Here is a 13,971-nt window from a genome sequence, read left to right as displayed (position 1 = left end):
GGCCTCATCATGCGCACCGCATCCCTTTTTCGTCGTGTCAGTCATCGCCACGTGATCGGTTCGAATCACGTTGTCTCGCGGCGCGTGCGATGAAGCACGTGCCCATCGCCACACACGGCATCTACCACGACTCCGGGGACAGCGTTCCGGTCCGCCGTAGCTGCCGGGACCGCCTCGAGCAATGGTCGGTGCCGCACTCCCTCGCGCGGCTCGACACGCCGGTGGGCGCCACCACCGTGCTGTCCGCCGGGACGAGTGCCGGCCGGCCGCCGGTCGTGCTGCTTCCGGGGGCGGGCCTGAACTCCGCAACCACCCTGGCGACCGTGTGCGCGTTACGGGGCCGGCACCGGATCCTGGTCCCGGACCTGCCCGGGGAGCCGGGTCTGAGTTCGTCTCGGCGGCCGCACCGTCATCGCCACTCGTTGCAAACGTACGGTCACTGGCTCGACGCGTTGCTTCCGCAACTGGTAGCCGAACCGCTGATCCTGGTCGGACATTCTCTCGGCGCCGCGATTGCCCTCGCCTCCACGCCCACCGAGCGGGTCGCGAAGCTGGTTCTGCTCAACCCCGCGGGCATCGTCTCCCTGCGCCGCACACCGGAACTGACGTGGTTGCGCACGAAATGGAGCTTCGACCCCACCCTCGAGCACAGTGAGCAACTGCTGTCGTACCTGGAGTCGCCGCGCTCGGTCCCCGACATGGGGTTGGTGAGCTGGTACACGATGATCGCCGAACACTGCTTTCCCGGGAGGCTGCCGCCCCGTCTGCCGGCCGGTACCGTGCTCCGCTGGTCCGGGCGCGTCCCGGTGGTCGTCGCCACCGGTGAGCACGACCGGCTGATCACTCCGGCACGGTTGCGCCCGCGGGTCAGGGAGCTGCTCGGCGTGGATATTCGCATCCTCGACCGGGTCGGGCACCTGGCGTTGCGTGAGGCCCCCGAGACGGTCAGCGAGTTGATCGCCGCCAGTCCGGACATCCGGAGGGAGCCCGTGTGACCAACTTTCGACGTCCCGTCATGGCTGCGATCTCAGTGGAGAATCTCGTCAAGACGTTCGGGCCGACCCGCGCACTGGACGGTCTCGACCTCGAGGTGGGGCCGGGGGAGGTGCACGGATTCCTCGGCCCCAACGGGTCCGGCAAGTCGACGACCATCCGGGTGCTGCTCGGCCTGCTGCGCGCGGATTCGGGCAATGCCCGCCTTCTGGGCGGTGACCCGTGGCGCGACTCGGTGTCGCTGCACCGGCGGCTCGCCTACGTTCCCGGTGAGGTGAACCTGTGGCCCAATCTCACGGGGGTGCGGACACGACGACCGCCATCGAGCTCCTCGATGCTGGTAGAGGCTGGTAAAGGCTGGTAGAGGCTGGTAAAGGCTGGTAGAGGCTGGCGCGGTGTGAGAGGCCGGTGCTGGTCGCGACGCGGCGGCGGGCGTGTCGTCTGCGGTCAGTTTCGGTCATGCCGCCCCAGATTCCGTATGGTTCCCCGCGGCGAGGGCGTGGTCGCGGCACCGGCGGAACACGGGGCAGTCCTGGCAGCTCCGTCGGGCCCGCGCTTCGCGTCGGGCCCGGGCGTGACCGCGTTCCCCGTCCGGGGGGAAGAACACCGACGATTCGATACCGCGACACGCGGCGTCCTCCCGCCAGTCTCCGGCACCGGAGGTGATCTTCTCGGTCGGGGGCGATGAGGGCCCTACGGGCAGCACTGCGGATTCCTTTCGCTCCCGAACTGCGGTCTTACCCACGGGCGGTAGGGCAGCCGAACCCTGAATGCGCGACATATCGCAAATCACATGCCAGGCCGTGGTCATTGCAGCCGCGGCCGGGACGGGTGCGGGTGCCGGTCACCGGCGGGGACCGGCACCGGACGGGCCTTCGGAACGCCCAGGGCGGGCAGGTGGGCGGGTATTGATGTGGCGGAGTATCAGGGCTACCCCGAGGAACGATCCCAAGAGCACGAGAGTCAGGACGAACGGGTCCACGGCAGGGTCTTCCTTCCAATGTCATCGACGCGGATCAGACAAGAGTCGGCCGTCGACCGGCCCCGGGGAAGTATCCGGACTGATTCTTGACGGTATCCATACACCACCTCGGGCGTTCTGTGTCGACAATCGGCGGATGGAGGAGTACCGCACCTTTCGAATACCGCACCCCACCAGTCAACTAGGCGGCGAGCCTGCCCGGGACCGTCCCGCCGCGGCACGGTCCCGGCGCACCTGTTCGCCTATCAGCTCGAACGCGGGGTCATTCCACGGCTGGGGTGGTTCGGCGCCGACGACGCGGTGGTGTGCCACCAGTGCGACTGCACCAACCCCACCCGCATGCGCCTGGGCACCAACGCCGTCAACCGCACCGAGTACCACCTGCCCCGCCGCCCCCTCGCCGACGTCCGCGACCCGGCCGGGCGCATCCGCGCGATCGCCGCCACCATCCACACCGGACTCGTCCGAGGCGACGATCCCGACAGCATCGAAGATGCGGATCCGCTGTGCCGAAGCGGCCGGGCTTCCCCTCACACTGAGGTCACCGCCGGTCCGGCCCCTGCACGCGTAACCGACGGAGAGTGCCGTCGGCACAGGGCCTACCCTGACACGCAGCACTCCCACCCACGGCATGCGTCGATCGCGGCTCCTCGACATTCACCCGGCACTTTTTCGAGTCCGCGCTACGCGACGACTACCTCAGTGCCATGTTGCCGGGTGAACGCCTGCAACTCTATTCGGCCGGGATCTGATGGATACGGCCGTGGGCGACGGAGACCACTTGCGCCGAGTCCAACAGGTCCCTACCGTCGCGACCGACCAACGCCACCACGTCCCCAGCCCTAATATCCTGCGACAGAACAACTCCGGAGCAGAAATGGTCTCCCATCACACCGCGACTGTCGACGATTGGGAAGATCTCGGTGGGGCCGAGCGGGTGGCGGTTCGCGATGGCCGCGGCGACCGGTTCCCCAGCGGTAACGGCGATCGCTGACCCAGCACTGCCCTCCACGATGACGGGCCTCCCGGAGTCGGTGCGATCGACTCCGCGAACCCGGGTCACCGTCACCGCCGCTCGTCCCGTGATCGAGTCACCGAAATCCACAGCAATACGTGGGCAGGGAAGGCGGTTTCGAATGCACGCCTCGTCGACGGCGTTCTCCAGAGCATCCCCGAGTCCGGATGCTCCGTCGCTGTCGGTGCCGCCCGTGGCGATCCCGACATGCAATTCAGTCATCAGCACCTGGTGCTCGCGGTACGTATCGCACATCACCGCGACCGCGGTCAGCATCCGATCAGAGATGTCGTCCGGGTTCGGTGCGGCATCGCAGCGCAGCCCGGCAACCGCCAGTGCGACGCCGCCGGTGAGCAAAGAACTGGTGCCGCAGAGGACTTCGGTGTGGCGGAACCCGCGCGAGATCGTCGCACCTGCGCCGCGCAGGCCCACTTCGTCGAGCACGTAGGTCGGCGTACCGAACCGATCGGCCACCTCGTCCAGGTCGACGCCGCCGACCGTGATGCGCCCGTGACGATAGTGGGTGGTCACCGGCCACACCGTCGGATCCAACCGGGACGTGGTGGTTCCACGAAGGGAGGGAAGGATGTCGAGAAGTGTCACTGCAGACTCGGCGCCAGCCCAGCCGGCGCAAGCATGCTGTTCGGGCACCATCCGAAGCTGCGTCCACCGTTCAACCTGATCATCTCCAACGTCCCCTGGCCACGCCGCCCGCTGTACTGGAACGGTGCCAGGCTCGACGCGGTGTACCCGCTCTCGATCCCCGTCGACGGGCAGGGACACAACATCACCTGCACCAGCAACGACGACATCATCTCGTTCGGGATCACCGGATGCCGCCGCACCGTGCCGCACCTGCACACGCTGACCTCCCACCTCGGCCGCGAACTCGACGCACTCGAACACGCCGTGGGCCTCTGACCCCACACGGACCGGCCCTGCCCCGCTTCCCCGACCAACCTTTCCGGTCCTGTCGGCGTGGGACCTCACGTCCATTGAGCTGATGACGTGACGAAACCCCTTCCGGTGAAACCTGATTAATACGATACGAAGGCAAGGAACCATACACATGAACTCATCGAGGACACAGGCCACCCCGGCACACGGACCCGCGGCCCGCACGGGACGATGAGTACCGAGGAGATCAAGGCCCATCTCGAGGCGATGTTCGCGCCCGACCACACCGAACCCGGCGCAGCGATCGGATGCGACGAACCCGGCCCCGGCCAGCGGACTCGGTGACATGCAGCGAGAGACCACCACACCTTTCTGGCCCAGTATCGGGAACCGCGGGCACCGTGCGGAGGGGCCGGCCGCGCGGCGTCTCGCGGACTCCACGGGAGGGCACATCTGGCGGCGCTGCCTGTGCGACGGAGTTCGACGGCGTCACCGCCGACTGACGGCTCCACAGAGCAGACCCAGAGATGGACGGCGCGCGTTCATCGCGGGGAACGCAGTCCAGGGAATGCCGATGAACACGCCCCTCGCCCACACCGTGCATTCCGCATGCATGGTGCTTGTCGACGCCGATCTGGAGCGATCCGTCATCGCCCGCCTGCGCGAAAATGGCGCGCTGCCTCGGGATGTGGCAATCGTCGATATTCGATCGCATCGCCGCAGTGGGCTCGCCACAGTGCATGCCCTGAGAGCCACGCGATTCGCAGCCGCGCTCATCGGGGTCGGCGCCTTTCACTCCATCGATGATCGAATCGCGTTGCTCGATGCCGGCGCAGATCAGGTCCTACACGGCCCGTGAGCACAGCAGAACTTATCGCCTGGATTCGATCACAACTTCGCCAGACGAGGACCAGACGGCCGGGCGCGCGGGAGGTGAGCACTGCTGATCTTCTCTTGCGAGGGGACCAACCTCCCCCAAGGTCGTTCGACACTAGCACCAGTTCGTGAACACCGGCAATAGCCGATGCCCCTGAAAAGCACATGCAGCGCAGGGCAGTACGGCGCTATACAGGAGATCGCGCACGCCTGCCTGCGCCGAGGAATGGAGAAGTAGTTGCCCACGAATGCCGCACCGGATCCGATGACCCTGCATCCCGTTTCGGGTCAGCCTCGGGTGGTCCTGCTGAAACCTCTGATCGAGAATCCACTGATCGAGGTCGGGGAGTACAGCTACTACGATGATCCCGAGTTCGCGGACGAGTTCGAAACGCGCAATGTCCTGCACCATTACGGGCCGGACCGGCTGATCATCGGCAAGTTCTGCGCGTTCGCGACCGGGACGACGTTCATCATGAACGGCGCAAATCATCGGATGAGCGGAGTCTCGACGTTCCCGTTTCCGATCATGGGCGGGTCGTGGGCCCAGCACGCCGATCTGCTCGCGGATCTACCGTCGCGGGGCGACACCGTCGTCGGCAACGACGTGTGGATCGGAGGCAACGCGACGATCATGCCTGGCGTCCGCATCGGGCACGGCGCGATTGTGTCGACCGGTTCGGTGGTGACGCGGGACGTGCCGGACTATGCGGTCGTGGGCGGGAATCCGGCCGTCCACATCAAGGACCGCTATTCGGAATCCGAGATCGCCGCACTGGTGCGGATCGCGTGGTGGGACTGGCCGATTTCCGTCGTCACCGAACATGTGCGAACCATCGCTGCAGGCACAGTCGAGCAACTTCAGGATGTCGCCGACAGGCTCGGCTGAATCAGCCACGCGCCGCCTGCGGTGCTTCGGCGTCGAGGTCGAGTTCGCCGTCGTCGGCGAACACGAGGCGTCCGTCGTCGAGAGCGACGGCCCAGCGGTGCACGGGCGCCCAATCACGTCCGAGGAGTCCCTCCGACTGGGACAGGTCCGCGAAATCCTCGATCACGACACCGGGCGCGGGAGCGTCGGAGTCGCGGCGGACCCGAACGCGAGCGCCGACGACGACGTCGGGGCTGTGGGGCTGGGCGGCACTCTTCTGATCAGACATGGGTTCATTCCGCTTTCTGCAGGGTGATGCCAGGGCAAGGGATCATCCGGGCCCGCTGCCGAGAACTCACTACAGACGATTGGCAAATTTTGAGCAAGCCTTGGGTCGCAGTTGTGGGGATCATCACCGGGGCCTTGACGCCCGAAGAACTGCCCGGCCGTTGTCCACAATTTGTACACCAGAGGCATTGACGTCAAGAGGTTACTTCGACATGATTAGGTGTAACTGCTGGTCACACTGACATGGAGGATTTCATGGCACGCTCGACGCTCGCTCTCCGCAATCCGAAGATCACGGATCGCCAGGACACCGGCGCCCGGCTTCTCCAGTCCTCCGCACGCATGTCGTACGACCCGACCGTCGAGGTGGACTGGGACGCACCGGTCCCCGACGATTTGTACGGCCTCACCCCAGAGTGGTCCTCGCTGTACGGCACGCCGATGTGGGACGAGATGACGTTCGAACAGCAGATCACGCTGACGAAGCACGAGGTGTCCTCGATCATGGGCACCGGAATCTGGTTCGAGATGATCCTTCAGCAGATGGTCATCCGGGACATGTACGCCAAGGACGCATCGCAGGCCCACTTCCAGTTCGCGCTGACCGAAGTGGCCGACGAGTGCAGGCACTCGGTGATGTTCGCTCGCACCGCCGAGAAGTTCGGATGCCCCTCCTACGTTCCGCGCAAGTCGGTGGTCACCCTGGGCCGCGGGTTCAAGGCGCTCGCCTCGGGAGAGGTCGCGTACGCCGGCATTCTCGTCGCCGAAGAGATCCTCGACGTCATGCAGCGCGACTGGATGAAGGACACACGCGTCCAGCCGATCGTCCGCGTCACCAGCAAGATTCACGTGGTCGAAGAAGCCCGGCACATGCGCTTCGCCCGGGAGGAGACCCTGCGACGGGCCCAGGGCATGAGCAAGGCGCACCGTGCTGCGAGCCGCGCCTGCATCGCTATCGCGTCCAATCTGATCGTCTCCAGCATGATCAATCCCGCCGTCTACGCGGCAGCCGGACTGGACACCGAACGCGCGCTCCGCGAGGCGAAGAACAACCGATTCCGGGCCGAGAAGATCCGCGAGAGTTCGCAGCCGCTCATGCGGTTCCTGGACGACGCCGATCTGCTGGGCGGTCCTTCCCGGCACCTCTACAAGCGCGTGAACATGCTCTGAGGCGCTCCGCACCCGTGCGCCTTTCTGGTAGCACCCACTACCAAAAAGGCGCACGGGCGGCGAAGCCGCCTACCCACGCAACCGCGGCGCCAGATCCCGCTCGAAGAGTTCCAGGAACCGCTTCTGATCGTGGCCGGGAGCGTGGAACACCAGGTGGTTCAACCCCGCATCGAGATACGGGCGGATCTGCGCCACCGCCTCATCCGGATCCGACGCCACGATCCACCGCTTCGCCACCTGCTCGATCGGCAACGCATCCGCCGCCTTCTCCATCTCGATCGGATCGTCGATCGAATGCTTCTGCTCCGGCGTCAACGACAACGGCGCCCAGAACCGCGTGTTCTCCAACGCCAACTCCGGATCCGTGTCATACGAAATCTTGATCTCGATCATCTTGTCGATCTCCGCCACATCACGGTCGGCCTTCTCCGCCCCCTCCGCGACCGCAGGCATCAACTTCTCCGTGTACAACTCCATGCCCTTCCCGGACGTGCAGATGAACCCGTCACCGCTCCGACCGGCGTACCGGGCCACCACCGGACCACCGGCCGCGATGTACACCGGAATCCCACCCTCGGGCACGTCGTAGATCGACGCCCCCTTCGTGGTGAAGTACTCCCCCTCGAAATCGACCCGATCGCCGAGCCACAGCTCACGCATCAATCGGACCGCCTCCCGCAGCCGCGCGAATCGCTCCTTGAACTCCGGCCACTCCCCCGCGAAACCCGTCGCGATCTCGTTCAGCGCCTCTCCGGTGCCCACCCCGAGCATGATCCGCCCCGGGTACAGACACCCCATCGTCGCGAACGCCTGCGCCACCACCGCCGGGTTGTACCGGAACGTCGGCGTCATCACCGACGTCCCCAACTGCAACCGCTCCGTCCGCTCCCCGACCGCCGTCATCCACGCCAACGAGAACGGCGCATGACCACCCTCGTGCCGCCACGGCTGGAAATGGTCCGACACCGTCGCCGAATCCATACCGTGTGCCTCCGCCAGAACACCCAGCTCCACCAACTCCCGCGGACCGAACTGCTCCGCGGACGCCTTGTAACCGAGCTTGAGTTCGTGGGCCACCGTGTACTCCTTCGTCTTCACGTCCGGTTCGCGAGATGCAAACCTCTTCTGCAGGTTAGAGCGCAGCCACCAGGCTGGCGAGCGCCGCTCCCAGTGCCACCACCGTCAGTGTCACCGCGAACAGCCACAGCTCGTGGGGCGGCGGCATCGGTGCGCCGTCGCGCAGGGCCTTCTCGACCTGCGACCACCGCCGCATGCCGACGAGGGCCGCGGCTGCGGCGAGACCGATCAGGATCAGGCCGAGGGTCGTCCGCACCCACCCCGTGCTGAATTCGGGGACCAGGTGGATCATCGCGATGCCACCGGCCAGAAGTGCAAGCGAACTCCGCATCCAGGCGAGGAACGTCCGCTCGCTTGCGAGGGTGAAACGTTCGTCGGGCCGGTCGTTGTCGGTCACCGAATCATCTTTACACCGGTTCGCTGGAACCGCACCAAGCAGGTACCCCGCAGACCTAGATTGGAAGGGCAGGCCACAGCCAGGGGGCGTCCATGCGAACGTTCGAAGCTCTGCGATCCTCGATCTCTCTGCGTGTACTGGCGGTGATACTGCTGGTCGTATCCGTGTGGGCGGTGCTCGGCCCGCCGTCGGCGTCCGCCGAGCCCCGCATCACCAGGGTGGACGTGTATTCGGAGTCGATGGGCCGGTGGGTGGCCAACGACGTCATCTCTCCCGCATCGGGCGCTCCGGCGCCCACCTTCTACCTGCTCACCGGGATCGGCGGCGGGTCGGACGGGATCTCCTGGTTCAACAACACCGGTGTGCGGGACTTCTTCGCCGACAAGCACGTCAACGTGGTAATGCCGATCGGCGGCCAGTACAGCATGTACACCGACTGGGATGCCGACGACCCGGTCCTCGGCCGGAACAAGTGGCAGACGTACCTGACGACCGAACTCCCCGCCGCCATCGACAGCCGCTTCGCGACCACGGGGGCGAACGCCATCGGCGGGGTGTCGATGGCAGGCGGCGCGGTACTCGACCTCGCCATTCAGGCTCCGGGTTTCTATCGTGCCGTCGGCTCGTACAGCGGGTGTGCCGCGACGAGCGGACTGCTGGGCCAGGCGATGGTGCGGTCGATGGTGGAACTGCGGGGCGGCGGCAATGCGGCCAACATGTGGGGCTCCGCCATGGATCCGCGGTGGCGGGTACACGACCCGATGCTGAATGCCGAACGACTGCGCGGCACAGAATTGTTCGTCTCGAGCGGCAACGGGCTTCCCGGCAGCATCGACAACCACGACCCCGTGCTGGTGGTGCCCCAGACGATCGGCGGCAGCGTCGTCGAGATGGTGACCAACGTGTGCGCGGCCGCGTTCCAGTCGCGGCTGCACTCGCTGGGGATTCCCGCCACGTTCGCCTATCTGTCGCAGGGCACGCATTCGTGGGGGCTGTTCGAGACCGAGTTACGGGAGTCCTGGCCCGTCATCGGCAGTGCGATCGGGGCGTGACCCCAGGGAGCGCTCCAGGATCGGCCCGATGACCGCGAGGGCTTCCGGTGTGGTCATCCGCAGGTGGTCGCACTCCACCTTGTGTTCGACGATCACGCCGGTGATCGCGGGCTGCCAGACACTCGGCGACGGCCGTTCGCCTTCCTCCCCGTCGGCGGACTGCGCGGCGCTGAAGAACAACAGGTCGCCGTCGAACACTCGCGGCCGGTATCCGGTGGAGATCTGCTTCGAGTTCTCCAGGCCGGTGCTGATGCGACCGAGGAGGGTAGACGCGAAAGCGGGGTCGCGGCCGAAGGATCGTCCGAGCATCTCGACCAGTTGCTCGCGGTACGACATGCCGGTGTCGCCCTCGCCCTCGAACTCGACACCCAGCCCGTGCAGCCACTCCTCGGCGTTCACCTCGAGGTCACCGAAGTTTTCGCCCTCCGCGACGTAGCTGTCCATCATCGCGAGTGTGCCGACCTCGGCGCCGGACTCACGGAGTTCGACGGCGACGGCCTGGGCGATGACACCGCCGAGGGACCAGCCCAGCAGGTGGTAGGGCCCCTGCGGCTGCACCGCGCGCATCTCGACGACGTATCGGTGGGCGAGCTGCGCCATCGACTCGAACGTCGTTCCGCCACTGAGGATCGGCAGCTGCAGCCCGTACACCGGGCGGTCGGGCGAGACGTATTTCATCAGTCCGGCGTATCCCAACGCGAGTCCGCCCGCCGGGTGCACGCAGAACAGCGCGGGTTGCGCACCGGACGCCCGGAACGGAACGACGACGTTCAGCACGTCGTCCGCCGGCATGCTTCCGAGCGCCGACGGGTCGACGATGCGGCGAGCCAGGCCCTCCGGGGTGGGGTTGCGGAAGATCCATTGCAGCGCGACGTCGGTGCCGAGCAGGTCGCGGAGCGCGGACGCCACCCGGGTCGCGACGAGCGAGTTCCCGCCCAGTTCGAAGAAGTCGTCGTCGGCTCCGACGCGTTCGATGCCGAGGACGTCGGCGAAGACCTCCGCCACCGCCTCCTCGACCGGGGTGGCGGGTGCCCGGAATTCTTTGGGCGCGAGCACCGGTGCGGGTAGCGCTCGCCGGTCGAGCTTGCCGGTGCGGCCGACGGGCAGCCGGTCGAGCACCACCAGCTGGGCGGGCACCATGTACGGGGCGAGGTGGGATCCGGCGTACCGGAGTACCCCGGCGGTGTCGATGCTCGCCCCGGCTTCGGCGGTCACGTATCCCACCAGCCGGTCGCCGGTGCCGCTGTGCACGGTGACCGCCGCGCGGCCGACGCCGTCGCAGCGGGCCAGCACTGATTCGATTTCACCGAGTTCCACCCGCTGGCCCCGGATCTTCACCTGGAAGTCGTTGCGTCCCACGTACTCCAGTCTGCCGACCTCGCTCCACCGCACGAGGTCGCCGGTCCGGTACATGCGGGAGCCGGGTTCGCCGAACGGGTTCGCCACGAAGGACGCGGCCGTCAGCGCCGACCGCCGGTGGTAGCCGCGCGCGAGCCCCGGCCCCGCGACGTACAGTTCCCCGATCACCCCCACCGGAACGGGCTGCAACCATGTGTTCACCACGATCACGTCGACGCCCCGCCCCGGGCCTCCCACGTTCACCGGTTCGTCCGGCGACAGCACCTCGCTGATCGTGGTCTGCACCGTCGCCTCGGTGGGTCCGTATCCGTTGAAGACGAATCGTCCCGGGGTCCAGCGGTCGGCCAGTTCGGGTGGGAACCGCTCGCCCGCGACGGCGAGAATCCGCAGGGACGGAACGTCCTCGGGGCGGAGGGTGTCCAGGATCGTGGGTGTGAAGAATGCGTGCGAGACGTGTTCGCTCGCGAGGAGTTCGGCCAGTTCCCGTCCCCCGAGGACCGTCGGTGGCACGACGACCAGTGTCGCGCCGACGGCGAACGCCATCAGCAGTTCGAACAACGACGCGTCGAAGCTCGGTGACGCCAGATGCGACACCCGCGCACCGTGCATGGATGCGAACCGTTCCCGTTCCTCGACTGCGAGATTCGCGAGTCCGCCGTGCGTGAGCACGACCCCCTTCGGTGTTCCCGTCGACCCCGACGTGTAGAGCAGGAACGCGGCGTGGTCGACTCTCAGCGGACGCGGACGGTCGGCGTCGGTCACCGGGTCGCTGGAGTACCCGTTCGCCACCTCGGGATCGTCGAGCAGCAGCCACGGCACCACGCCGGGCAACCGGTCACGGTGCGCCGTCACCGTCAACCCGACCACCGCGCCCGAATCCTCGAGCATACCGCCGGTGCGCGCGGGCGGCAGGGCGGGATCGACCGGCACGTACGCCGCCCCCGATTTCGCGACCGCCCACACCGACAGCACCCATTCGAGCGATCGCGGCACGCCGATCGCGACGAAGGCGTCCGGTCCGGCACCCCGACGGATCAGCGCCCTGGCCAGTCGGTTCGACCGCTCGTCGAGTTCCCGGTAGGACACGGTGACGCCTTCGCACGACACTGCGGTCGCCCCCGGTGCGAGCGCAGCGCCCGCGGTGAGGACGTCCGGGAGCGTGCGTTCCGCGGCCGCGGGAAAGCCGCGCATGGGTACGAGTTCGTCCCGTTCGAGGGCGTCGAGGATCTCGAGGTCGCCGACCCTGATCGACGGGTCGGTGACGGCGGTGTCGAGCATCCGGACGAACCGGTCGGCCAGGCCGGCGACGGTTTCGGCGTCGAAAAGGTCGGTGGCGTAGGTGAAACCGGCCGTGATGCCGGCCGGTGTTCCGTCGTCCGTGTACTCCTCGGACAACGTCAGCTGCAGGTCGAACCTGGCGATCGTCGCACCGAGGTCGATGCCCTCGACCTCGACGCCGGGCAGCGAAAGGTCGGGGCGCTCGACATTCTGGAACTCGAGCAGCACCTGGAACAGCGGTGAGTGTGCCGTCGAGCGGGGCGGATCGAGCGCTTCCACGACCTTCTCGAACGGCACCTCCGCGTGGGCGTACGCACCGAGATCGACGTCGCGCACCTGCTCGAGCAGTTCGGAGAACCGGCTCGCGTCGGAGACGACGGTCCGAAGCACCACGGTGTTGACGAACATCCCGATCACGTCGTCGAGGGCGGCCTCGCCGCGCCCGGCGACCGGGGTGCCGACGGCGATGTCCTCGGTACCGGACATCCGCGCGAGGAAGGCGGCCAGGGCGGCGTGCGCGACCATGAACACGGTCGACTGGTGCGTGGACGCCGTCGCCAGCAGCCGGCGGTGCAGAACGGCGTCGATCTCGAATCCGACCCTGCTCCCGTCGGGTGTGCGTTGCATCGACCGCGGGCGGTCGGCGGGCAGGTCCAGGGCGGCGGGGAGGCCGGACAGCGTGGTGCGCCAGTAGTCCAGTTGCTGCGACACCATCGACTGCGGATCGTCCTCCGACCCGAGGAGCTGACGCTGCCAGAGCGTGAAGTCGGCGTACTGGACCGTGGGCGGGTGCCACTCCGGGGTGTATCCGGCCGCCCGCGCGGTGTACGCCACCATCATGTCGCGGGCGAGCGGGACCATCGACACTCCGTCCGCAACGATGTGGTGGACCACGACCAGCAGCACGCGATCGGTGCCGGAGATCTCGAACACGGCGGCCCGCAACGGGATCTGCGCAGTGACGTCGAACCCCTCCGAGACCGCCGCCGACAGCCGTTCCCGCAACTCCTCGTCGCTCGGCACCGGTGTGACGGGCAGGTCCGGCACCGAATCAGCAGCAGGGAGGATCACCTGCACCGGTTCGTCGCCGGCCATCGGGAAGCGGGTGCGGAGCGATTCGTGGCGCTTCACCACATCGGATACCGCGGCCCGCAGTGCCCCGAGGTCGAGTGCGCCGGTGAGCCGGAACGCCATGGCGATGTTGTAGGCGGGCGAAGAGGTGTCGAACTGGTTGAGGAACCACATGCGGGTCTGCGCCAGGGACAGGGGAATGCGTTCGGGGCGCGGCGCTGCCCGCAACTCCGGCCGGTGCGTCAGCACACCCGCTTTCGCCGCGCGCGCGGCGAAAGCCGTCACGGTCGGTGCCTCGAACAGGGCGTGCACGCCGACGTCGACGCCGAGAGCGGCATCGACCCGGGCGACGACCCGGGTGGCCGACAGCGAGTCTCCGCCCAACCGGAAGAAGTCGTCGTCGGCACCGACGCAATCGACACCGAGGACGTCGCCGTACACCTCGGCGACAACGGACTCGAACGGGGTTGCCGGAGCGCGGAATCGACGCGCCGGAGCTTCCGGTGCGGGGAGTGCGGCACGATCCAACTTCCCACTCGCCGTCACCGGCAACTCCCCCAACACCACCACCACCGACGGCACCACACCCCCCGGCAACACCGACCCCGCAAACTCCACCACCACACCCGGATCCACCCGCACCCCCAC

11 protein-coding genes and 3 pseudogenes are annotated in these 13,971 nt (G+C 67.3%); 7 read left to right on the top strand and 7 right to left on the bottom strand.

Going from position 1 to position 13,971, the window contains the following annotated elements:
• Positions 1–89: 89 nt before the first annotated feature.
• Positions 90–995, top strand: a complete 906-nt coding sequence (locus tag G9373_RS36735; protein ID WP_133985046.1) for an alpha/beta fold hydrolase — start codon at positions 90–92, stop codon at positions 993–995.
• A 20-nt stretch (positions 996–1,015) separates the two neighbouring features.
• Positions 1,016–1,294: pseudogene (locus G9373_RS36730) on the top strand (ATP-binding cassette domain-containing protein); the annotation flags it as partial.
• A 124-nt stretch (positions 1,295–1,418) separates the two neighbouring features.
• On the opposite strand, the pseudogene G9373_RS36725 reads toward G9373_RS36730, so the two are convergent.
• The 3 genes and pseudogenes from G9373_RS36725 to G9373_RS47055 form a co-directional block, all read right to left on the bottom strand.
• A pseudogene (locus G9373_RS36725) lies at positions 1,419–1,699 on the bottom strand (WhiB family transcriptional regulator); the annotation flags it as partial.
• 453 nt (positions 1,700–2,152) lie between these two features.
• Entirely contained in the window at positions 2,153–2,569 is a 417-nt protein-coding gene (locus G9373_RS48380; RefSeq protein WP_064080815.1) for a hypothetical protein, read from the bottom strand.
• A gap of 139 nt (positions 2,570–2,708) precedes the next feature.
• The gene (locus tag G9373_RS47055) at positions 2,709–3,593 is read right to left on the bottom strand and encodes a hypothetical protein (RefSeq protein ID WP_054247880.1); all 885 of its coding nucleotides are present in this window, start codon (positions 3,591–3,593) and stop codon (positions 2,709–2,711) included.
• Between the two features lie 6 nt (positions 3,594–3,599).
• Between G9373_RS47055 and G9373_RS47050 the strand changes: the two are divergent.
• The 3 genes and pseudogenes from G9373_RS47050 to G9373_RS36700 form a co-directional block, all read left to right on the top strand.
• Positions 3,600–3,911, top strand: a pseudogene (locus G9373_RS47050) (WS/DGAT domain-containing protein); the annotation flags it as partial.
• Between the two features lie 550 nt (positions 3,912–4,461).
• Positions 4,462–4,746 carry a response regulator transcription factor gene (locus tag G9373_RS36705; RefSeq protein WP_064080993.1) on the top strand — a complete coding sequence of 95 codons (285 nt, stop codon included), beginning with the start codon at positions 4,462–4,464 and terminating at the stop codon, positions 4,744–4,746.
• Positions 4,747–5,001: 255 nt separating this feature from the next.
• Entirely contained in the window at positions 5,002–5,652 is a 651-nt protein-coding gene (locus G9373_RS36700) for a CatB-related O-acetyltransferase (RefSeq protein WP_005264837.1), read from the top strand.
• A gap of 1 nt (position 5,653) precedes the next feature.
• On the opposite strand, the gene G9373_RS36695 is transcribed toward G9373_RS36700, so the two are convergent.
• Positions 5,654–5,920, bottom strand: a complete 267-nt coding sequence (locus G9373_RS36695; protein WP_005264836.1) for a hypothetical protein — start codon at positions 5,918–5,920, stop codon at positions 5,654–5,656.
• 254 nt (positions 5,921–6,174) lie between these two features.
• Here G9373_RS36695 and G9373_RS36690 point away from each other — a divergent pair, with 254 nt between their 5' ends.
• Positions 6,175–7,089: a diiron oxygenase gene (locus G9373_RS36690; protein WP_005251692.1), complete on the top strand. Its 915-nt coding sequence runs from the start codon at positions 6,175–6,177 to the stop codon at positions 7,087–7,089.
• A 69-nt stretch (positions 7,090–7,158) separates the two neighbouring features.
• Here the strand turns inward: G9373_RS36690 and fgd are convergent, their stop codons facing one another.
• Positions 7,159–8,166 (bottom strand): glucose-6-phosphate dehydrogenase (coenzyme-F420), encoded by a 1,008-nt coding sequence (fgd, locus tag G9373_RS36685; RefSeq protein WP_054247883.1) that lies wholly within the window; start codon positions 8,164–8,166, stop codon positions 7,159–7,161.
• 55 nt (positions 8,167–8,221) lie between these two features.
• Positions 8,222–8,563, bottom strand: a complete 342-nt coding sequence (locus tag G9373_RS36680; protein WP_005264833.1) for a DUF202 domain-containing protein — start codon at positions 8,561–8,563, stop codon at positions 8,222–8,224.
• Between the two features lie 92 nt (positions 8,564–8,655).
• Between G9373_RS36680 and G9373_RS36675 the strand changes: the two genes are divergently transcribed.
• On the top strand, positions 8,656–9,615 hold the full coding sequence (locus G9373_RS36675) for an alpha/beta hydrolase family protein (RefSeq protein WP_005571310.1): 960 nt from the start codon (positions 8,656–8,658) through the stop codon (positions 9,613–9,615).
• Here the strand turns inward: G9373_RS36675 and G9373_RS36670 are convergent.
• A partial coding sequence (locus tag G9373_RS36670; RefSeq protein ID WP_240960938.1) for an amino acid adenylation domain-containing protein occupies positions 9,571–13,971 on the bottom strand: 4,401 nt, incomplete at its 5' end. The genes G9373_RS36675 and G9373_RS36670 overlap by 45 nt on opposite strands.

The organism is Rhodococcus sp. A14 (assembly GCF_011603105.1).
GTDB lineage: Bacteria > Actinomycetota > Actinomycetes > Mycobacteriales > Mycobacteriaceae > Rhodococcus_F > Rhodococcus_F opacus.
Note: the sequence above shows the minus strand (reverse complement) of the source record. Positions and strands in the feature narration are given on the sequence as shown.

What these genes read in the sequence shown, in the direction of transcription:
- G9373_RS36695 (WP_005264836.1), bottom strand. Translation starts at nt 5,920, where the DNA reads ATGTCTGATCAGAAGAGTGCCGCCCAGCCCCACAGCCCCGACGTCGTC.
- G9373_RS36735 (WP_133985046.1), top strand. Translation starts at nt 90, where the DNA reads ATGAAGCACGTGCCCATCGCCACACACGGCATCTACCACGACTCCGGG.
- G9373_RS36705 (WP_064080993.1), top strand. Translation starts at nt 4,462, where the DNA reads ATGAACACGCCCCTCGCCCACACCGTGCATTCCGCATGCATGGTGCTT.
- G9373_RS36675 (WP_005571310.1), top strand. Translation starts at nt 8,656, where the DNA reads ATGCGAACGTTCGAAGCTCTGCGATCCTCGATCTCTCTGCGTGTACTG.
- G9373_RS36690 (WP_005251692.1), top strand. Translation starts at nt 6,175, where the DNA reads ATGGCACGCTCGACGCTCGCTCTCCGCAATCCGAAGATCACGGATCGC.